We start from the raw sequence: 18,049 nt of genomic DNA on the forward strand, positions 1-18,049 counted from the left end.
AAACCATCAGTGGATGCGGTCAAAGCGCCATATCATCGCGGTGGATCAGCGCGGCGCGGCCGGGATAGCCCAGCGTGGCCTCGATCTCCTGCGACTGGCGCCCCTGGATGGCACGGGCCTCATCGGCGGTGTAGCGCGACAGACCCTGCCCCAGTTTGCGCCCGTCTGGGCCGAGGATGGCCAGCGGATCGCCGCGGCCAAAGTCACCCTCCACATGACGAACACCTGCGGGCAGCAGGCTCTTGCCGGACATCAGCGCGCGGGCGGCGCCCTCATCGATCGTCAGCACGCCGCGGGTCTTCATCGCCGCAATCCAGTGCTTGCGCGCGGCCTGCGGATCACCCTGCCCTGCAAACCAGGTGCAAGGCGCGCCTTCTTGAAGTGTTTTCAGAGGGTTCAAGGGAGAACCTTCAGTGATCGCCATGGCGCAGCCTGCGGCGGTTGCCATCTTGGCGGCCAGCAGTTTGGTGATCATTCCGCCCTTGGACAGGCCGGAGACGCCATCGCCGGCCATCGCCTCGATCTCCGGGGTGATCGCGTCAATCCGGTCAAAACGCTTGGCGTCCGGGTTCAGCGCCGGGTTGGCGCTGTAAAAGCCGTCAACGTCGGACAGCAGGATCAGGCAGTCGGCCCCGACCGTCACCGCGACCTGCGCCGCCAGACGGTCGTTGTCGCCATAGCGGATCTCATCCGTGGCGATGGTGTCATTCTCGTTGACAATGGGCACGGCCCCCATTGCCAGCAGCGTTTCCAGCGTCGCGCGGGAATTCAGGTAGCGGCGACGGTTTTCGCTGTCCTCCAGCGTCACCAGCACCTGCGCCGTGGTGATCCGGTGCGGCGCCAGCGCCTCCTCATAGGCGCGGGCCAGACGGATCTGGCCAACCGCGGCGGCAGCCTGGGATTGCTCCAGAGGCAGGTCGGCGCGCGGCATGCCCAAAACGCCGCGGCCCAGGGCGATGGAGCCGGAGGAAACCAGAACCACATCGGTGCCGCGCGACTTCAGCCAGGCAACGTCATTGGCCAGCGAATGCAGCCAGCCTGCGCGCAATTCGCCGCTGTCACGGTCGACCAGCAGGGCCGAGCCGATCTTGACGACAATCCGTTTTGCCGACGTCAGGGCTGCCAAGGCTTTTCCTCCTCGGCGGGCTTCATCCGCAGGCGGTCGTCGTCGATCTCATTGCGCAGGGCGCGCAGGATCTCGTTCACCCCTTCGCGGCTGACGCCGGACATCAGATAAACCGGACCGCCCACGGCCGCTTCCAGGGCGGCACGTTTCTCGTTCAGCTCTTCCGCGTCGATGGCATCAACCTTGTTGAGCGCGGTGATCCGGGTCTTGGTGGCGAGAACACCGCCATAAGCCTCCAGCTCTCCGATGATGGTCTCGTAATCCTCGACCACAGTGTCGGAGGTGCCGTCTACCAGGTGCAGCAGCACCGCGCAGCGCTCCACATGGCCCAGGAACCGGTCGCCGATCCCCTTGCCCTCATGCGCGCCTTCGATCAGGCCCGGGATGTCAGCCACCACAAATTCGGTGTTGTCGATGCCGACCACGCCCAGGTTCGGGTACAGCGTGGTAAAGGGGTAATCCGCAATCTTGGGACGTGCGTTGGAGGTGACCGACAGGAAGGTCGATTTACCCGCGTTCGGCAGTCCCAGGAGGCCCGCATCGGCGATCAGCTTGAGCCGCAGCCAGATGGTGCGCTCGACACCCTCCTGCCCCGGATTTGCGCGTCGCGGCGCCTGGTTGGTGGCGGATTTGAAGTGCAGGTTGCCAAAGCCGCCATTGCCGCCCTTGGCCAGCAGCACGCGCTGCCCGGGTTCGGTGAGGTCCGCCAGAACGGTTTCCTCATCCTCGTCCAGGATCTCGGTCCCCACAGGCACGCGCAACACGATATCGTCGCCGTCCTTGCCGGTGCGCTGGCGGCCCATGCCGGACTGGCCGTTCTTGGCAAAGAAATGCTGCTGGTAGCGGAAGTCGATCAGGGTGTTCAGCCCCTCGGTGACCTCAGCCCAGACCGAGCCGCCCTTGCCGCCATCGCCCCCGTCCGGGCCGCCGTATTCGATGTACTTTTCACGGCGGAAGCTGACGCAGCCGTTCCCGCCGGCGCCCGAGCGGATGTAGACCTTTGCCAGATCGAGGAATTTCATGACAGCTCCTTAATGCGGCAGGCCCCTGTGCCCGCCCGTGCAGTACAAGTGTCCCGCCAAAGCCCAAGGCCATGGCGGGACTGTTTCGATTGCCTTACCGCAAAGCGCGCGCCGCGCCAATCACAGTTTTCGGCTGTATGTCCAGGTTGGGACGGAGGCGTCACGCGCCACCGAATAGCTTTCGGCATCGCCGAGATAATCAAAGCCGCAATGGATCAGCACCCGGGCCGAGGCCGGGTTGTCCTGAAAGACGGACGCAAACATCGCGTCGTTCTTCTGCGGGTTGGCATCAACCAGCGCCTTCAGCGCCGCAGAGGCAAGCCCGGTGTTCCAGAACGGCGGCGCCGTCCAATAGGATACTTCAGACTGGTTGCGGTCCATCCGCTTGAGGCCGATGACGCCTTTCAGCTCGGAATCGCCCTCGACGGTGCCGTCGATCACCCAGACGTCCTCGTCCCGCTCTTCCGCCATGGCGCGGGCCACAAAGGCCTCAGCCGCGCCGGGCGGCAGCGGGTGCGGAACCGACCGGGTCATGCGGGCAACGCGCGCATCGCTGACATAGTGTTCAATCAGGCCGGCGTCGGACTTTCGCAGTGGCCGCAGGACAAAACGCTCAGTTTCAATCACCTGCTGGCACACGATCTGCTCCAAATTCATGGATGTGCTCCTCCTCTGCCTAAATTTATGTGGCGGCAAACGCCTTTGTTGTTGTTGCGACGAATTCCAGATGTGCATGCCAAGCCGTCACGGCAAGTCACGCGGCCTTCAAATATTGCAAAACTTCCCGTTTGCCCGGCGTGAACACCAGGCTGGGACACTGCACTGTGCTTGGTTACGGCCACCAATGGAAAACTCATCACAAGCTCAAGTTACAAAACAGAAAGGGGGACCGGCCTTATAGCCGATCCCCCTAAAGATTTCTTCACCCTTCGGGTCGGCTTACTCAGCGGCCTCCGCCACTGGGAGAACCGATACAAAGGTGCGGCCTTTCAGGCCCTTGCGGAAGCTTACAGCACCGTCAGCAGTTGCAAAGAGAGTGTGGTCTTTGCCAATGCCCACGCCTTCGCCCGGCCAGAACTTGGTGCCGCGCTGACGCACGATGATGTTGCCTGCGATGGCCGCCTGGCCACCGTAGAGTTTCACGCCAAGGCGGCGACCGGCAGAGTCGCGGCCGTTACGGGAGGAACCGCCAGCTTTTTTATGTGCCATTCTCTCTCTCCTTAGCCTTTGGCCAGCTCTTTGGCCTGCTCAACCCACTCGGGCTTCACTTTGATTGCTTCGATACCAGCAATGTCGTCTGCGGACAAGGCTGCGATCTGAGCAAAGCTGGTGAGGCCTGCTTCTGCCAGTTTCTTGGCAGCTGCGGGGCCGACGCCGGTCAGCTGGGTCAGGTCGTCCGAACCTGCAGCAGCTTCAGCAGCCGGAGCGGCCTTGGCTTTGGCAGCAGCTTTCGGAGCGGCTTTGGTTGCGCCCGAAGCCAGGATCTCGGTGATCCGGACCAGGGTCAGTTTCTGACGGTGGCCTTTGGTGCGCTTGGAGGAGTGCTTCCGGCGGCGCTTGACGAAGTGGATCAGCTTCTCGCCTTTGATCTGCTCGATCACTTCTGCCTTGACGGCTGCGCCGTCAACCAGCGGAGCACCGACAACCGGAGCGTCGCCGCCCAGCATCAGAACTTCGTCGAATTGGATGGTGTCGCCGGCATCTGCAGCAAGTTTCTCAACGCGGAGCACGTCGCCCGCCTGAACCTTGTACTGCTTGCCGCCAGTCTTGAGGACCGCAAACATGTGCGTCTTTCCTTTTCTAACCGCGTCCTACGGCCCCCTTGCGGGCGTTTCGGCAAATGCCGCCTCGAACAGCGCGCCCTTGGATGGGCGTATGACAAATAAACCCCGGCGCACGGATTCCGGGCCGGGATGCGGGCTTATGGTTCGGAACAAGCGGTGTGTCAACCGTTTTCCACAGGCTTTTCAAACAACCCGCGGAACTCAGATATCCTCACCCGGTGTCAGCTCCGCCATCCGGTGGGCCAGTTCCTCAAACCGGTTTGCGGTGATTTCGTACTGCACTGCGTTCAGCAGCTCGTAAACCCGCTGCATCGGCGCCTCCTCCAGCGCCTCGACATAGGCCTGAACCTCGGCATCGGTAAATTCCTGATAGGTATAGGCAGCTGCGGCAAGGCTTGACGCCTGCAGGCTGAGCCGCAACTCGCCCTCCTGATCCTTCATCAGCGCGCGCAGCTCATCCGCGTCCAGCTCAAGTTCGATCACGCCCGCCGCAGCTGCCGCCATGAGAAACCGGAACTGGATCTGCTGCAGCGCCTTCACGCCGGTGCCGGCAGCATCAATCGCCGATCCCATCCGCTGGTACATCGCGACCCGCTTGCTGCCGGCCTTGACCAGATCGGAAATGATGCGGTTGCCGGCCAGCTGCTTGACCTCGTCATCCTCCACCAGGTGCGAGGAGTTTTCCGCCCGCACCAGCCGCTTCCCGAGATCGCTGGCATAAAAGGCGGCGGCGTGATCCAGCGCCTCGTCATCCAGGGTGCTTTCCAGGATATCCAGGGCCAGGCCGCGCATCTGCGTGGTATCAAAGACTTCCTCAGACATTTCGGTCCACTGGCTGCCGAAGGCGCCCGCATCGACGCCCAGCATATCCGGGGCGCTGGAAGCCGACAGCGCGATGCTGTCGAGCGCCACATCAAACCCGGTGACCTCCAGAAACGCCTCGACCCGCTCGCGGTCTGCGGCCAAGGCCGAGTGGGCCATTGCCCAGCAGGCCAAGCACAGAGCGGCAAGGATGCGCAGCGGAAAAGCGGGAATTGAGAGGATCATCTGCATATTGCAAATTTAGGCAAAAAGCCTTGGCTGGCAACGGAAATCCGGCTTTTTTTGCCAAAGCTGCAATTCGCCCCTTGCGCCGGTCCGGAATCAACATTAAACCGCGCCTCACCCCCCGCGGAGAGGTGCCGGAGTGGTCGAACGGGGCGGTCTCGAAAACCGTTGTGGGTGCAAGCCCACCCAGGGTTCGAATCCCTGTCTCTCCGCCACTTTCCCTTACAGATCGCTTCTGATTTTTTGATATCGCCCTTGGAGTCACGGACGCCTTCACTCCTAGCCTGTTTTCATCAGACGGTTTTGTCATGGCTGGCAGCCGACGAAGCTATCTTTTAGTTGCAGGAATTGGCTTTACTCAACCTTAAGTCCAAGCTGTTTCAATTTGCTGGCCGGACCCGACCCTTACCGGCGCTTCGCCTGACCGGTCTTAGGGCATTGGGCTGCAGCGGACAGGAATTCGCAGACGGAGGCAAAGTGACAGATGGAAATACTGCACCGGATTGTTTACCTCAGCTCGGCCGCCCGGGCGCTGTCAGACTCCGACATCGAAGCGATCCTCGCCACGGCCCGGCAGCGCAATGCGCAGGACGGGATCACCGGGCTTATGCTGTTCCATGACGGATCCTTCCTGCAGGTTCTGGAAGGCCCGCGCGCAGCAGTGGAAGCCTGCTACGCCAGGATTGTCAGCGACCAGCGGCACCACCAGATCGCCAGGATGGGCAGCAAGGACGTCGACAGCCGGATTTTTAGCGAATGGGAGATGGCGTCGCTCCCGTTCAGTCAAGTATCCCGCGAAGCCCAGGACAGCTTTCACAATATCCGGGACTTGCAGGCCAGCGACACGATGAAACGGGCAGAGAATGATCCTGTGACCAAGGCCTTCCTCAAGACGTTTCTGCTTTCGCTGAGATAGGCGGCGGCATCGGGCCGCCGAACGGCCAAAACAATGCCATGTAAAACGAGGGCAGCAACCGGTTTATCCGGAAACGAAAAAGGCCAGGCAAACCGCCTGGCCTTTCGTTTATTGCGCTGACGGCAAATCAGGCGCGGCGGCGGCGTCCGCCGGCGCGGCCGCCACGACCGCGGCCTTCTTCGCCTTCCGCTGCCGGAGGCTTGTTGAACTTGATCCAGTCGCCGCCGTGCGGGTCGTTGTTGGTCAGCAGGTTGGCGGCACGGATGGCCTCCATTTCCTTGCCCGCGCGCGGTTTGGTCGAGCCCAGGCCAAACATGGTCACAAACGCCTCGTCGTCCATGCCTTCCGGCAGGATGATGCCGGCCGCTTCGACCAGGGCCTTCTTCTCGGCGATTGCCTTCTGGGTCACCGGCAGCGCCACCGGGTTCATGATCGCAGAGGTCATGCCCGCGCCCATTGCCATCGGCAGGAAGGCGTTGTTGATGCCGTGGCGGTTCGGCAGGCCGAAGGAGATGTTGGACGCGCCGCAGGTGGTGTTCACGCCAAGCTCTTCGCGCAGGCGGCGCACCAGGGCAAACACCTGCTGGCCGGCGGTCGCCATGGCGCCGATCGGCATCACCAGCGGGTCGACCACGATGTCATGCGCCGGGATGCCGAAATCGGCCGCGCGCTCGACGATCTTCTTGGCCACCGCGAAACGGACATCGGGGTCTTCCGAGATGCCGGTATCGTCATTGGAGATCGCCACAACCGGCACGTTGTACTTCTTGACCAGCGGCAGAACGTGCTCCAGGCGCTCTTCCTCGCCGGTGACGGAGTTCAGCAGCGGCCGGCCTTCGGCAGCCTGCAGGCCGGCTTCCAGCGCGCCCGGAACCGAGGAGTCGATGCACAGCGGCACATCGGTGAGGCCCTGCACCAGCTCGACGATCTTGGTCATCAGCGGCGGCTCGGTCTCGTTCGGGTTCGGGTTGGAGTTGTAGACCACGCCCGCGTTGATATCGAGGATGTTGGCGCCTGCCATCACCTGGGCCAGCGCGTCCTTCTCGACGGTGGAGAAATCGCCGGCTTCCAGTTCCGCTGCGAGTTTCTTGCGGCCGGTCGGGTTGATCCGCTCGCCGATCACGCAGAACGGCTGATCAAAGCCCAGGATCGCGGTTTTGGTTTTTGATTCTACGACTGTACGGGTCATTTTTGATCCTTAGGGTCTTAGGAGTTGACCGGCTTTGCCGAGGCGCCGCCGTTGTTGATGGCCCAGGTGGCATTGGTCTTGATGCCGCCCAGCGGGAAGAAATGCACGTTGGTGATGTTGAAGTCCGGGTTTTCCGCCTTGTAGGCGGCCAGCTCGGCAACCACATCGGTCGGCTCGTAGGGCAGCAGCAGCTTGGACACGTCCATTGCACGCTTCTGCAGAACCTTCAGCGACGGGCCGACACCGCAGGCGATGGCGAATTTGATCAGGGTCTGCAGCTTGGCCGGGCCGGCGATGCCGATGTGGATCGGCAGGTCCACGCCCGCGGCCTTCAGCCCGTTTGCCCATTCGATGATCGGCTTGGCCTCAAAGGCGAACTGGGTGGCCAGCGCCATTTTGGCGTCGGTGCGCTCGGAGAACTTCTGCTTCCACTGCACTGCCTCGGAGACGTTCTTGGTGGAGCCGTCCGGGTCGATGTCCTTGTTGCCTTCCGGGTGGCCGGCAACGTGCAGGTTGGTGAAGCCCGCCTTGTCGAACAAGCCGGTTTCCAAGAGCTGCATGGAGCTGTGGAAATCGCCGTGCGGCTTGGCAACGCCGCCTGCCAGCATCAGCGCCTGCTTGACGTCGGCTTCGCCTTGGTAGCGGGCAATCCAGTCGGCCAGGGTGGCCTCGTCCTTGATGATGCGCGCCGGGAAGTGCGGCATCACAGGGAAGCCTTCCGCGTTCAGGCGCTTGGCAGTGGCGACCATGTCCTCGATCGGGGTGCCTTCGATGTGCGCGATGTAAACGCGGGTGCCGGCCGGCAGCAGGTCGCGGAAATCGTCGACCTTCTCGGCGGTGCGCGGCATCACCTCGATCGAATAGCCCTGCAGGAAGGCCTCGACCTGCGGGTTGACGGGCTGGGCAGCGCCAGAGTCACGTTTTTTAAAGTTCAGCAAAGCCATCACGGCCTCCCATAAGTGGTGTCAGGCTCACGCCCATCCGTCATTTGCGATCAGCGCCTTCAGGCGGTCCTGATCGTATTCCGTTTCCAGGCGGATTGCTTCGGCCTCGGCAATCTCGGCAGCCTCGCCCTCGGCAGCGAAAGGCTCGGCCTTGCGCCACTCGGCGAGATAGGCGTCTGCGTCCTTGGCGTTCACCTTCATGGCCGCGCGGTCAATGGCCTGCTCGAACCGCTCTTCGAGCTGCCGTTTGGCGCCGCGGCGGCCTTTGCCAACGATGACCTGCGCGGGGATATCGCGCCAGTATACGATCGTAACGTCGGGCATGCCTTGCTTTCCTCCTAGCCTGGATAGACCACGTTCTAGTGCGGTGGCGCGCCGCAAGTTGGTCGATTTTCGACAACACGATGGGATTGAGCGACGTTTTGCTGCCGCGACACTAGCTTTGTACACCTGCGAATGCCACAGCGGCTTGGTGCCAAAATATTCATGTGGATTATGAGTTTTCCGGGAAGCGGCGGAAATTGCTTCACTTCTGCCTCCGGGGCGCTTGCGCCGCCGTATCTGCGCACCTATTGTCACAGTTAACACGATAATCGGAGGGCGTGAATCATGGCGCCCAGGCGCTCGAAAGGTGCGGGCGCGTTTCCCAAGGCGGTTGAGACCCCTGCACCGGCCCGTCCCGATCCTGATGCGCTGTATGCGGCGCTGGATCTGGGTACAAATAGCTGCCGCATGCTGATCGCCCAGCCCAAGGGCAGCGGCATTCATGTGGTCGACAGTTTCTCCAAGTCGGTGCAGCTCGGCGCCGGGCTGGAGCGGACCGGACGGCTGTCGCGGTCCTCGATGGCGCGCACCATTCAGGCGCTGCGGATCTGCCAGCAGAAACTCAAGCGCAACAAGGTCAAGCGGATGCGGCTGGTGGCGACCGAAGCCTGCCGCAGGGCCAAAAACGCGCGCGACTTCATCCGCCAGGTGAAACGGGAAACCGGGCTGACACTGGAAATCATCCAGCCGGAGGAGGAAGCGCGGCTGGCAGTGATCTCCTGCGCGCCGCTGGTCTCCACCAAGACCGAGCAGCTGCTGGTGGTCGATATCGGCGGCGGTTCCACCGAACTGGTCTGGATCGACGTCTCTTCTGTGCCGCGGCGCGACCGCCCGTCCGCCATCATGCGGCTGCACAACGGGTTCCACCCGACCGAAAGCCCCTTCCCCGCCGCCAAGGTGGTAGACTGGATCTCGGTGCCGCTGGGGGTTGCCACACTGCGCGACCAGTTCAACGATGTGGAGGACGACGCCGCGCGCTTTGCTTTGATGAGCTGGTTCTTCGAGGAGAACCTCGCCGATTTCGCCCCCTACAAGGACGAACAGGCGCGCGAGGGCTTTCAGATCGTCGGCACCTCCGGCACGGTCACCACCGTGGCCGCGTCGCATCTGGGTCTGAAGCGCTACGACCGCACCAAGGTCGATGGCCTGCGGATGACCAGCGATCAGATTGACAAAGTGATCCGCGGTTATCTAGAACTCGGCCCTCAGGGCCGCCGCCGCGACCCCCGCATCGGCGAGGACCGGCAGGCGCTGATCATGTCCGGCTCCGCCATTCTGCAGGCACTGTTGCGCTGCTGGCCCACCGACCGGCTGTCGGTCGCGGACCGCGGCCTGCGTGAAGGTCTGCTTTATGCGCAGATGAGCGCGGATGGCGTTCTGGAAGACGGCCCTTATTAACCAGGGCCTGTAGTATTGGATTTTTCCGGGCCGGAGGTGTCGAAACTCCGGGCACCCGGCGCAAATGGTGGCAGTCATGGCAAAGACACCGACAGGAAAGAATACTTCGGGACGCGGGCAACGCGATCTGAAAGTGAACGTGAAAACGGCGCGCGGGCGCAAGCTCAGCTCGACCCGCTGGCTGCAGCGGCAGCTGAACGACCCCTATGTGAAACGCGCCCAGGCCGAAGGCTACCGTGGCCGCGCGGCCTTCAAGATCATGGAGCTGGACGACAAGTTCCGCTTTCTGGTGAACGGCGCCCGGGTTGTCGACCTTGGCTGCGCACCGGGCGGCTGGGCGCAGGTGGCTGTGAAGCGGATCAATTCCCTGGGCGAGAAGCCGGGCAAGGCCGTCGGCCGCATCATCGGTGTCGACCTGCAGGAGGTCGAACCGCTGGCGGGGGCCGAATTCCACCAGCTCGACTTCATGGATGACGGCGCTGACGAACAGGTCAAGGAATGGCTTGGCGGCAAGGCGGATGTGGTGATGTCGGACATGGCGGCGGCCAGCTCCGGCCACAAGCAGACCGACCATTTGCGGATCATCTCGCTGTGCGAAACCGCTGCCTACTTCGCCTTTGACGTGCTAGAAGAAGGCGGCACCTTTGTCGCCAAGGTTCTGGCCGGCGGTGCCGAGGGTGAGCTGCAGAAGCTGCTGAAGCAGAAGTTCACCAAGGTGATGAACATCAAGCCGCCCTCCTCGCGGTCGGACAGCTCTGAGAAATTCGTGGTGGCAACCGGTTTCCGCGGCTGAGCCGGATCAGACCCGGCGGCTGTGCGGAACGGTCAGCGACCGCGCCGCCAGAGTGCGCAGCATGACGGCCTCCTCGCCTTCTTCTTCGGTCAGCCGGGACACCCGCAGCTTGCGGCTGGCATGGCCGGCCATCCCGCGCTGGCGCATCAGTTCGAACAGGCGCATATGGCGAAGCTTGCTGTGCAATTTTGTCATGGTGGCCCCTTCTGGATCGTCTGCTTTCCAGCAGAACTAAGGGGCAATTGGGATCTCAGATGGGCGCAATTGTGGCAACGTTGCCTTATTGTTGAATAAACGGAAACAGTTGCACGTAAGCCGCAGCTGCTATGTCCGCCCCATGCCGTTGGCCATGTCGATCAGCGCACCGTTAAATTCCGCCCCCAGGATCAGGATGGCGGAATTCAGGTACAGAAATATCATCGCCGCCATGGCGCCGGCAAGACCGGCGTAGGTGGCGGAATATTGTGCAAATGAGCCCACATAAACCGCAAACCCGCTGCCGCAGGCCAGCCACAGAACAAGTGTCAGAACCGCCCCCGGCAGGATCCGCCGCAACCGGTGCACGCGGCCCGGCAGCAGGACGTGAAACGCCAGCACGGCTCCAACAGGCAAGGCCAGCGCCAGCAAACCTCTCAGCCCCGGTTCCCAGCCTTGCGGCACAGTGGCAAACGGCAGCAATTTCGTAATGTGGCGAACGTACAGCGGCATGATCACTTCGAAAACGGTGACCGCCAGAATGCCGGCCCCGCCCAGGATGACCAGCCCGATGCACAAAGCACGCGACCGCCAGAATGGCCGCGTGTCGGTGTCGTGATAGGCCTGCACCATGGCCGTCCGAACGGCATCGACCCCGTTTGAGGCAAAATAGAGGGCAAACAGGCCACCCAGGGTGACAAGCTGCGTATTGGACTTTTCCAGAACAGATTGCAGCTCGCGCAGGATCGGGCGGGCCACCGCATCCGGCCAGACGCTGAACACCTGCTCTGTCATCGCTTCCATTGCAAATTCCTGCGACAGCAGCCCGGCCACCGTGCCCGCCAGTGCGACGGTAAACAGAACAAAGGGAAACAGCGCCAGCATCATCGACATGGCAATATGGCTGCTCATCACCCAGCCGTTTTTCCGGTTGAAACGGCGGGCGGCAGTCAGCAAAGCGGCTGGCCACATGCGGATTGGCGGCAAGATCGGCATAGCGGCAAGGTTCCACAACTGCAGGAAAAATGCCAGCGGCAAAGCACCCCTTCCGCAAAACAGCCCTGCACGCGACGGCGCCGGGTATGGCAGGCAGCTGCATTCGGCATTAGGTTGACTCTAAGGCAGTTTTTGGAGCCATCGATGTTCGGGATCGTTCTCAGCACCGCCGCCCTGGCCGCAACCTGGACGGCTGCCGGGCTTGCCGCGCTCAGCGCGGCCCGCACTGCGCGCACCCCGCAGGGGGCGATCGGCTGGGTGGTATTCCTGCTGGCAGCCCCCGTCCTCGCGCTGCCAGCTTATCTGATTTTTGGCCACCACCGGTTCAGAGGTTACTGGAAAGCCCGACGGGCGGCGGAACAGGCGGTAATCGCAAAACGCAATTACACCTCTGCCCAATCCGAAGATGTGCCGGCGCTGAGCGTCAAAACCGCCCCTTTTGAAGCCATTGCAGGTCTGCAGGTTTGCCGCGGTAACGGCATGGAGCTGCTAATTAACGGTTCAGAAACATTCAATTCTATCTTCGAAGCCATTGAAAACGCGCAAGAGTACGTCCTTGTACAATATTACATTCTGCACGCTGACGATCTGGGAGCACAGTTGCAATCCCGGCTGATTGCCGCAGCAGAGCGCGGCGTGACCGTCTGGTTCATGACCGACAGCATCGGCAGCCGGAAGCTCCCCCGCGAGTACAAGCGCGCGCTGGAAGCTGCGGGTGTCAACATGATCGACCCTGCTGTCCAAAGAGGCCCCTGGCACCGTCTGCGCATTAATTTCCGCAATCACAGGAAAACCGTCATTGCAGACGGCCGCGTCGGGTTTACTGGCGGCCTGAACGTCGGTGATGAGTACATGGGGCTGGACCCGGGGTTCGGCCCTTGGCGGGACACGCATGTGAGGCTGTCCGGCCCTGTTGTCCAGCAGCTTCAGCTGTCGTTTGCCGAAGACTGGCATTGGCGCACCCAGGAACCGATCCTGGATCTGCTGAACTGGGAGCCTGAGGCGTCGCCCCAGGATCGCCCTGCCCTGATTGCCTCCACCGGACCGGGCGACACTATCGGCAACGGGTCCATGCTCTACTTTTCTGCAATCACCGCGGCCCAGTCCAGGATCTGGATTGCATCCCCCTACCTCGTGCCCGACCAGGACGTTTTTGCTGCCCTGAAACACGCAGGCTTGCGCGGTGTCGATGTCAGGATACTGCTGCCAGAGACAATCGACCATTACCTGCCCTGGCTGGCTGGTTTCGCATTCTTTGATGAATTAAGGGCGGCCGGCGTGCATATCTTGCGCTACCAGGGCGGCTTTATGCATCAGAAGTGTTTTGTGGTCGATGACACGATTGGCGGTGTCGGCACCTTAAACTTGGACAACCGCTCTTTCCGGCTCAACTTCGAAACCATGGCTCTGTTTTTTGACCAGGCGACGGCATCGGCCATTGCGGACATGCTGGCCGAGGATTTCAGGCGTTCGACAGAACTTTCCGCCAGCCTTGAGCAGCAGACCATTGCAATCCGTCTGCTGGCCCCGGCGGCGCGGCTGCTGGCGCCCGTGCTTTAACTGCTGCTGCCAGAACGCTGGCCGTTAAAGGAAAACAGGCGCCCCATCGCGCTGACGAGAAACGCGGTGCTGATCCCGAAACCGAACAGGCCGGTCACCGCAGCGAAAGCGGCGAATATCCGCAGCGCTGGTCCCAAAACGACATCGCCGTAGCCAAGCGTGGTATAGGTCACCAGCGAGAAATAAACCGAGGTGTTCCAGTCCTCGATCGCGCCGACCAGCACAAATGCCGAGGACCAGATCCAGACTTGCGCGGTGTGGCTGCCAAGGATTATGAAAATTGCCACTACAAGGATCAGGCCAAGCTGCCAGGGCCTGTAGGGTTTTGCAAACTTGCAGGACAACCTGTTCAGCACAGAGGCGCACCAGACCAGGATTGAGATTTCCAGGATCAGGCAGGCGCTGAGATAAATTGACCCCCACAGCAGCTGGTTCCACAGCGTCATGCCGGACCTCCCGTTCTGATCGTGCTCTGGCAACCCATAGCTGCACCTTGGCTCCGCTGTCTGCAATACGAAAATTGCCGCGTTCCGTCTTGCCGCAGGTCCGCTGCCGCGCCGGTAGCGGGCTGGACATCCCGGGGTCTTGGGTATTGAGTGCCCTTGCAGCAAGTGCAATCCAAGCGCCCGGAAAGTTGCCGATAATGGTTCTGACGATCCGCAATGTGACCAAGTCCTATCCCGGCCAGCAGGCGGAAACGGCCGTGCTGCGCGGGGTGTCAATGGACCTGGCAGCAGGCAGCAGCCTGGCGCTGACTGGCGACAGCGGCTCCGGCAAGAGCACACTGCTGCATCTGGCTGCGGCCTTGGACCACTTCGACAGCGGCGAAATCGAGATTGACGGAACCCGCCTCTCGAGCCTGGGGGACCGCCAGCGGGCAGCGCTGAGGCGGCACAAGGTTTCTCTTGTTTTCCAGCAGTTTAATTTAATCCCTTCACTTGATGTCCGAAAAAATATCGCGCTGCACGCCCGGCTGGGAAACAGATGGGACGAGGACTGGGGGCAGCATCTGGCCAGCCAACTGGGCCTCTCCGGCCTGCTGGAACACTACCCCGAGCAGCTGTCCGGCGGGCAGCAGCAGCGCGTGGCGATCGCGCGGGCACTGGCCCTGCGGCCCAAGCTGCTGCTGGCGGATGAGCCTACCGGCAACCTGGATGAAACGGCCAGCGCCAGGGTGATGGAGCTGATGCTGGAACTGGTGCGGGAAAGCGGCACGGCGCTGTTCCTGGTGACCCATTCATCGGCCATTGCGCAAATGCTGGACCGGAGCCTGCATCTGCAAAACGGCTTGGCTGAATGACCAGCGCTGCGCTGCTGGCCATCCTGTCGCACTGGCGGCGGCACCCGCTGCAGCTGGCAACTCTGATCCTGGGTATCGCGCTGGCGACCGGCCTGTGGTCGGCGGTGCAGGCGATCAACACTGAAGCCCGCGCCAGTTATGCCCGGGCGGCGGAACAGCTTGGCACCGCAGGGGCGGATCGGCTGATGCCAGAGACGGGAATGATCCCGCTTGGCCAGTATGCGGCATTGCGCCGGGCTGGATGGCTGCTCGCGCCGGTGCTGGAAGGCACTGTCAGGTTCGAGCGGCAAAGCTTTGATATCATGGGGGTTGACCTGCTGCAGCACCCGCTGGCAGCCGCGCTGTCCGAAGCCGCAGAGCAAGACGGTGTTCCGCCCCTGGATGCGCTTCTGCCGCCCGGACGGCTCTTTGCGCATCCTGAAACGGCGGTTCTGCTGCAGGCCTCCCAGACTGAGCACCCGGTGACTGCTTTGGCGGATCTGCCGCGCGGCGTGGCCGTGGCCGACATCAGTCTCGCCAGTACACTGCTGCGGCGGCCGGACAGCCTGAGCTACCTGCTGGTGCTGCCGGACCAGCGCCCCGGGTTGTCACCGCTCAAGGAACTTGCCCCCGAGCTGAGGCTTGCAGCGGCCCGGTCAGCCGCCTCCGACACCGCGCGGCTTACTGACAGTTTTCACCTGAACCTCACGGCTTTCGGCCTGCTGGCCTTTGCCGTCGGCCTGTTCATTGTCCAAGGCACCATTGCTCTCAGTATTGAACAGCGCCGCGGAATGATCCGAACGCTGCGGAGCCTTGGGGTGCCAATGCAGCTGCTGACCGGCCTCTTTGCTGCGGAACTGGCCGTTGTCGCGCTGGCCGCCGGTGCAGCGGGGCTTGCAGGCGGTTATGTCGTTGCGGCAGCCTTGCTGCCGGACGTCAGCGCCACCCTGGCCGGGCTGTACGGCGCACCGGTGGATGGCAGCCTGTCGCTGCGTCCCGGCTGGGCAATATCCGGACTGGCGATGGCGCTGGGCGGTACTTTCCTGGCAGGGTCGCAGGCGCTTTTTGCGTTGTGGCGGATGCCGCTGCTGGCTGCCCCTGCCACCCGCGCCCGGGGCCAGCAAGCCAGCCGGTCGCATATTACCGGAGCAGTATCCGGCGCCCTTCTAGTCGCGGGCGGCTTCCTGGTGCTGAATATTTTTCAAGGGCTTATTGCAGGTTTCGCATTCCTGGGCGCATTAATGCTGGGGGCCGCGCTGCTGCTGCCGATGCTGATATCAGCCGGGCTACGCTTCGGGGCGCGGCTGGCCAAAAGGCCATTTGCCGAGTGGCTCTGGGCCGATACACGCGCACAGCTACCAGGCATGTCGCTTGCCCTGATGGCCCTGCTGCTGGCGCTGGCAGCGAATGTTGGGGTTGGCACCATGGTCTCCAGTTTCCGCCTGACTTTCACCGGCTGGCTGGATCAACGGTTGTTCGCGGAGGTATATGTCACCGCCAGCAGCGATGACCAAGGCGCCGCATTGGCAGAATGGCTTGATGCAAAGGGCATCACAGCCCTTCCGCGCCGCTATAGCGACACCCGGTATCAGGGCGCACCCTTGCGGATCTACGGGGTAACGGATGATCCGGCCTTCCGGCAGAACTGGCCGCTGCTGGACGCGCTGCCGGATGCCTGGGAGCAGGTTGCGGGTGGTCGGGCCGCTATGGTCAATGAGCAACTAGCCCGCCGCTACGGAACAGCCCCAGGCTCTCTCCTACAGCTTGAACCCGGATGGGATTTGACCGTCGCAGGGATCTATTCCGACTATGGCAACCCAAACGGCCAGGTGATGGTTTCCCTGCATTCGCTTCTGGCCCGTGCCCCGGACATTCCGAACCGTAACTACGGAGTACGGGTGGCACCGGAGAAGATTTCAATTCTTATCAGAGACATCAGGGAACAATTTGATCTCCCGCGTGAAAACATTACCGATCAGGCCACAGCTAAGGCGCGCTCGCTTGCCGTGTTCGAAAGAACCTTTGTCGTCACCGCGGCGCTGAACCTGTTGACGCTTGGTGTTGCAGGGTTTGCCCTGCTGACCAGCCTGCTTACCCTGTGGAACCAGCGCCTGCCGCAGCTTGCGCCGGTCTGGGCGATGGGGCTGACCCGCCGCCAGCTCGCCCGGACCGAAATCCTGCGCAGCTTGCTGCTGGCGGCGGTTACCGCGGTTCTGGCGCTGCCGCTGGGCCTGGTCCTGGCCTGGGCATTGCTGTCGGTGATCAATGTGGAGGCATTTGGCTGGAAGCTGCCCATGTATCTGTTTCCCCTAGATTGGCTGCAGCTGTTCCTGCTGGCGTTGCTGGCCGCGGTTTTTGCCGCCGCGCTGCCTGCCCGGCGGCTCAGCCGGATCGATCCGGCAGAACTGCTCAAGGTGTTTGCCAATGAACGCTAAGTTTTTCCTTTGGGCCGCCGCCGCTGGCTGGGCTACCGCCGCGCAGCCACAGAGCTACGCCGGGCTGGGAACCGAAGCGGAGGGGTTCGCCATTCCGCAGCCAGGCACCCAGCTGTCCTTTCCTGCGGACCATGGCCCGCATTCAGATTTCCGCATTGAGTGGTGGTACTTGACCGCCAACCTTGAAGGACCCGACGGTGCAGATTACGGCATCCAGTGGACGCTGTTTCGCTCCGCTCTGGCGCCTGGCGAGGCAATCGGCTGGCAAAGCCCGCAAATCTGGATGGCCCATGCGGCTGTGACCAGCCAGGACCAGCACCTGTTTGCAGAGCGCATAGCCCGCGGCGGGATTGGTCAGGCTGGGGTCCGGGCGGTCCCGTTTGAGGCTTGGATCAATGACTGGCAGATGCGCACTACTGGCGAGACTCTTGAAAACATATCACTTTCGGCCGCAGGCAACGGCTTTTCATACGACCTCAACCTCACCGCAGATGGCCCGCTGGTGCTGCATGGGGACGCCGGGTATTCGGTGAAATCCGCCAGCGGCCAGGCGAGCCACTATTACTCCCAGCCGCATTATCAGATCTCTGGCACGCTTGAGCTGCCAGCGGGACCGGTCAAAGTCACCGGCCACGGCTGGCTGGACCGGGAATGGTCCAGCCAGCCTTTGGCGGAGGATCAAAGCGGCTGGGACTGGTTCTCTCTCAGCTTTGACAGCGGCGGCAAGCTGATGGGGTTCGTGCTGCGCGGCGAATCCGGTGATTTTACTTCCGGAACCTGGATATCCCCTGACGGCACGGCGGAGCCATTGGCACCGGGGGCCTTTCAGGCTGCCCCCCTGGAATACAGCGATGTTGAGGGCCGCAAGATACCGACGCGCTGGCAAACCAGTCTGCCCGAAAAGGGGGTTTCCGTTGAGGTTCAGGCGCTTAACCCGCAAAGCTGGATGGGCACCTCGTTCTCTTATTGGGAGGGGCCGGTCACGGTAACCGGCAGCCACAGCGGCACAGGATACCTTGAGATGACCGGATATGAATAAGG

Annotated in this window: 19 protein-coding genes and 1 tRNA gene; 8 read left to right on the forward strand and 12 right to left on the reverse strand. The window is 62.4% G+C overall.

What is annotated here, in order from left to right; genetic code table 11:
• Positions 1 to 19: 19 nt before the first annotated feature.
• From proB to LHL23_RS00460, 6 genes are all read right to left on the reverse strand, one after another.
• The gene (gene proB / locus LHL23_RS00435; protein WP_226428399.1) at positions 20 to 1,126 is read right to left on the reverse strand and encodes a glutamate 5-kinase; all 1,107 of its coding nucleotides are present in this window, start codon (positions 1,124 to 1,126) and stop codon (positions 20 to 22) included.
• Positions 1,114 to 2,148 (reverse strand): GTPase ObgE, encoded by a 1,035-nt coding sequence (obgE, locus tag LHL23_RS00440; RefSeq protein WP_226428400.1) that lies wholly within the window; start codon positions 2,146 to 2,148, stop codon positions 1,114 to 1,116. The genes proB and obgE overlap by 13 nt, the downstream gene beginning before the upstream one ends.
• Positions 2,149 to 2,268: 120 nt before the next feature.
• Entirely contained in the window at positions 2,269 to 2,805 is a 537-nt protein-coding gene (locus LHL23_RS00445; RefSeq protein WP_226428401.1) for a GNAT family N-acetyltransferase, read from the reverse strand.
• Between the two features lie 282 nt (positions 2,806 to 3,087).
• Positions 3,088 to 3,357, reverse strand: a complete 270-nt coding sequence (rpmA, locus tag LHL23_RS00450; RefSeq protein ID WP_222475790.1) for a 50S ribosomal protein L27 — start codon at positions 3,355 to 3,357, stop codon at positions 3,088 to 3,090.
• Between the two features lie 11 nt (positions 3,358 to 3,368).
• Positions 3,369 to 3,932 (reverse strand): 50S ribosomal protein L21, encoded by a 564-nt coding sequence (gene rplU / locus LHL23_RS00455; RefSeq protein WP_222475789.1) that lies wholly within the window; start codon positions 3,930 to 3,932, stop codon positions 3,369 to 3,371.
• A 201-nt stretch (positions 3,933 to 4,133) separates the two neighbouring features.
• On the reverse strand, positions 4,134 to 4,985 hold the full coding sequence (locus tag LHL23_RS00460; RefSeq protein ID WP_226428402.1) for a DUF2059 domain-containing protein: 852 nt from the start codon (positions 4,983 to 4,985) through the stop codon (positions 4,134 to 4,136).
• 119 nt (positions 4,986 to 5,104) lie between these two features.
• Here LHL23_RS00460 and LHL23_RS00465 point away from each other — a divergent pair.
• Together LHL23_RS00465 and LHL23_RS00470 are read left to right on the forward strand one after the other, a co-directional pair.
• A tRNA-Ser gene (locus LHL23_RS00465) sits at positions 5,105 to 5,194 on the forward strand.
• 269 nt (positions 5,195 to 5,463) lie between these two features.
• Complete coding sequence (locus tag LHL23_RS00470) at positions 5,464 to 5,895, forward strand: BLUF domain-containing protein (RefSeq protein WP_226428403.1); 432 nt, start codon at positions 5,464 to 5,466, stop codon at positions 5,893 to 5,895.
• A 127-nt stretch (positions 5,896 to 6,022) separates the two neighbouring features.
• Here LHL23_RS00470 and LHL23_RS00475 read toward each other — a convergent pair whose 3' ends face one another.
• From LHL23_RS00475 to LHL23_RS00485, 3 genes are read right to left on the reverse strand one after another with little or no spacing between them, the layout of a single operon-like run.
• The gene (locus tag LHL23_RS00475) at positions 6,023 to 7,084 is read right to left on the reverse strand and encodes a methyltetrahydrofolate cobalamin methyltransferase (protein ID WP_222475784.1); all 1,062 of its coding nucleotides are present in this window, start codon (positions 7,082 to 7,084) and stop codon (positions 6,023 to 6,025) included.
• A 17-nt stretch (positions 7,085 to 7,101) separates the two neighbouring features.
• Complete coding sequence (locus LHL23_RS00480; protein WP_226428404.1) at positions 7,102 to 8,028, reverse strand: methylenetetrahydrofolate reductase; 927 nt, start codon at positions 8,026 to 8,028, stop codon at positions 7,102 to 7,104.
• 27 nt (positions 8,029 to 8,055) lie between these two features.
• The gene (locus tag LHL23_RS00485; RefSeq protein WP_226428405.1) at positions 8,056 to 8,352 is read right to left on the reverse strand and encodes a virulence factor; all 297 of its coding nucleotides are present in this window, start codon (positions 8,350 to 8,352) and stop codon (positions 8,056 to 8,058) included.
• Positions 8,353 to 8,637: 285 nt separating this feature from the next.
• Between LHL23_RS00485 and LHL23_RS00490 the strand changes: the two genes are divergently transcribed.
• Positions 8,638 to 9,750 carry a Ppx/GppA phosphatase family protein gene (locus LHL23_RS00490; RefSeq protein ID WP_222475781.1) on the forward strand — a complete coding sequence of 371 codons (1,113 nt, stop codon included), beginning with the start codon at positions 8,638 to 8,640 and terminating at the stop codon, positions 9,748 to 9,750.
• 76 nt (positions 9,751 to 9,826) lie between these two features.
• Positions 9,827 to 10,543, forward strand: a complete 717-nt coding sequence (locus LHL23_RS00495) for an RlmE family RNA methyltransferase (RefSeq protein WP_222475780.1) — start codon at positions 9,827 to 9,829, stop codon at positions 10,541 to 10,543.
• A 6-nt stretch (positions 10,544 to 10,549) separates the two neighbouring features.
• Here LHL23_RS00495 and LHL23_RS00500 read toward each other — a convergent pair whose 3' ends face one another.
• Positions 10,550 to 10,738 carry a hypothetical protein gene (locus LHL23_RS00500; protein ID WP_222475779.1) on the reverse strand — a complete coding sequence of 63 codons (189 nt, stop codon included), beginning with the start codon at positions 10,736 to 10,738 and terminating at the stop codon, positions 10,550 to 10,552.
• 129 nt (positions 10,739 to 10,867) lie between these two features.
• Positions 10,868 to 11,734 carry a YihY/virulence factor BrkB family protein gene (locus LHL23_RS00505; RefSeq protein ID WP_226428406.1) on the reverse strand — a complete coding sequence of 289 codons (867 nt, stop codon included), beginning with the start codon at positions 11,732 to 11,734 and terminating at the stop codon, positions 10,868 to 10,870.
• A gap of 144 nt (positions 11,735 to 11,878) precedes the next feature.
• On the opposite strand from LHL23_RS00505, the gene cls reads away from it, so the two are divergent.
• Positions 11,879 to 13,294 (forward strand): cardiolipin synthase, encoded by a 1,416-nt coding sequence (cls, locus tag LHL23_RS00510; protein ID WP_222476296.1) that lies wholly within the window; start codon positions 11,879 to 11,881, stop codon positions 13,292 to 13,294.
• Here cls and LHL23_RS00515 read toward each other — a convergent pair.
• Entirely contained in the window at positions 13,291 to 13,740 is a 450-nt protein-coding gene (locus LHL23_RS00515; RefSeq protein WP_222475776.1) for a potassium channel family protein, read from the reverse strand. The two genes, cls and LHL23_RS00515, sit on opposite strands and share 4 nt — an antisense overlap.
• Before the next feature lie 197 nt (positions 13,741 to 13,937).
• Here LHL23_RS00515 and LHL23_RS00520 point away from each other — a divergent pair, with 197 nt between their 5' ends.
• From LHL23_RS00520 to LHL23_RS00530, 3 genes are read left to right on the forward strand one after another with little or no spacing between them, the layout of a single operon-like run.
• Positions 13,938 to 14,594 carry an ABC transporter ATP-binding protein gene (locus LHL23_RS00520; protein ID WP_226428407.1) on the forward strand — a complete coding sequence of 219 codons (657 nt, stop codon included), beginning with the start codon at positions 13,938 to 13,940 and terminating at the stop codon, positions 14,592 to 14,594.
• Positions 14,591 to 17,008 carry an ABC transporter permease gene (locus LHL23_RS00525; protein WP_226428408.1) on the forward strand — a complete coding sequence of 806 codons (2,418 nt, stop codon included), beginning with the start codon at positions 14,591 to 14,593 and terminating at the stop codon, positions 17,006 to 17,008. Before LHL23_RS00520 ends, LHL23_RS00525 begins: the two co-directional genes overlap by 4 nt.
• Positions 16,998 to 18,047, forward strand: coding sequence for a lipocalin-like domain-containing protein (locus tag LHL23_RS00530; RefSeq protein ID WP_226428409.1), 1,050 nt, complete (start codon positions 16,998 to 17,000; stop codon positions 18,045 to 18,047). The genes LHL23_RS00525 and LHL23_RS00530 overlap by 11 nt, the downstream gene beginning before the upstream one ends.
• Positions 18,048 to 18,049 lie beyond the last annotated feature (2 nt).

This window comes from Leisingera sp. McT4-56, assembly GCF_020514995.1.
Classification (GTDB): domain Bacteria; phylum Pseudomonadota; class Alphaproteobacteria; order Rhodobacterales; family Rhodobacteraceae; genus Leisingera; species Leisingera aquaemixtae_A.

Excerpts from the sequence above, each read along its gene's own strand:
- rplU (WP_222475789.1), bottom strand. The coding sequence starts at position 3,932 with ATGTTTGCGGTCCTCAAGACTGGCGGCAAGCAGTACAAGGTTCAGGCG.
- LHL23_RS00495 (WP_222475780.1), top strand. The coding sequence starts at position 9,827 with ATGGCAAAGACACCGACAGGAAAGAATACTTCGGGACGCGGGCAACGC.
- cls (WP_222476296.1), top strand. The coding sequence starts at position 11,879 with ATGTTCGGGATCGTTCTCAGCACCGCCGCCCTGGCCGCAACCTGGACG.
- LHL23_RS00485 (WP_226428405.1), bottom strand. The coding sequence starts at position 8,352 with ATGCCCGACGTTACGATCGTATACTGGCGCGATATCCCCGCGCAGGTC.
- LHL23_RS00460 (WP_226428402.1), bottom strand. The coding sequence starts at position 4,985 with ATGCAGATGATCCTCTCAATTCCCGCTTTTCCGCTGCGCATCCTTGCC.
- rpmA (WP_222475790.1), bottom strand. The coding sequence starts at position 3,357 with ATGGCACATAAAAAAGCTGGCGGTTCCTCCCGTAACGGCCGCGACTCT.
- LHL23_RS00475 (WP_222475784.1), bottom strand. The coding sequence starts at position 7,084 with ATGACCCGTACAGTCGTAGAATCAAAAACCAAAACCGCGATCCTGGGC.
- LHL23_RS00500 (WP_222475779.1), bottom strand. The coding sequence starts at position 10,738 with ATGACAAAATTGCACAGCAAGCTTCGCCATATGCGCCTGTTCGAACTG.
- LHL23_RS00490 (WP_222475781.1), top strand. The coding sequence starts at position 8,638 with ATGGCGCCCAGGCGCTCGAAAGGTGCGGGCGCGTTTCCCAAGGCGGTT.
- LHL23_RS00445 (WP_226428401.1), bottom strand. The coding sequence starts at position 2,805 with ATGAATTTGGAGCAGATCGTGTGCCAGCAGGTGATTGAAACTGAGCGT.
- LHL23_RS00470 (WP_226428403.1), top strand. The coding sequence starts at position 5,464 with ATGGAAATACTGCACCGGATTGTTTACCTCAGCTCGGCCGCCCGGGCG.
- LHL23_RS00515 (WP_222475776.1), bottom strand. The coding sequence starts at position 13,740 with ATGACGCTGTGGAACCAGCTGCTGTGGGGGTCAATTTATCTCAGCGCC.
- LHL23_RS00520 (WP_226428407.1), top strand. The coding sequence starts at position 13,938 with ATGGTTCTGACGATCCGCAATGTGACCAAGTCCTATCCCGGCCAGCAG.
- LHL23_RS00505 (WP_226428406.1), bottom strand. The coding sequence starts at position 11,734 with ATGCCGATCTTGCCGCCAATCCGCATGTGGCCAGCCGCTTTGCTGACT.
- LHL23_RS00530 (WP_226428409.1), top strand. The coding sequence starts at position 16,998 with ATGAACGCTAAGTTTTTCCTTTGGGCCGCCGCCGCTGGCTGGGCTACC.
- LHL23_RS00480 (WP_226428404.1), bottom strand. The coding sequence starts at position 8,028 with ATGGCTTTGCTGAACTTTAAAAAACGTGACTCTGGCGCTGCCCAGCCC.
- obgE (WP_226428400.1), bottom strand. The coding sequence starts at position 2,148 with ATGAAATTCCTCGATCTGGCAAAGGTCTACATCCGCTCGGGCGCCGGC.
- LHL23_RS00525 (WP_226428408.1), top strand. The coding sequence starts at position 14,591 with ATGACCAGCGCTGCGCTGCTGGCCATCCTGTCGCACTGGCGGCGGCAC.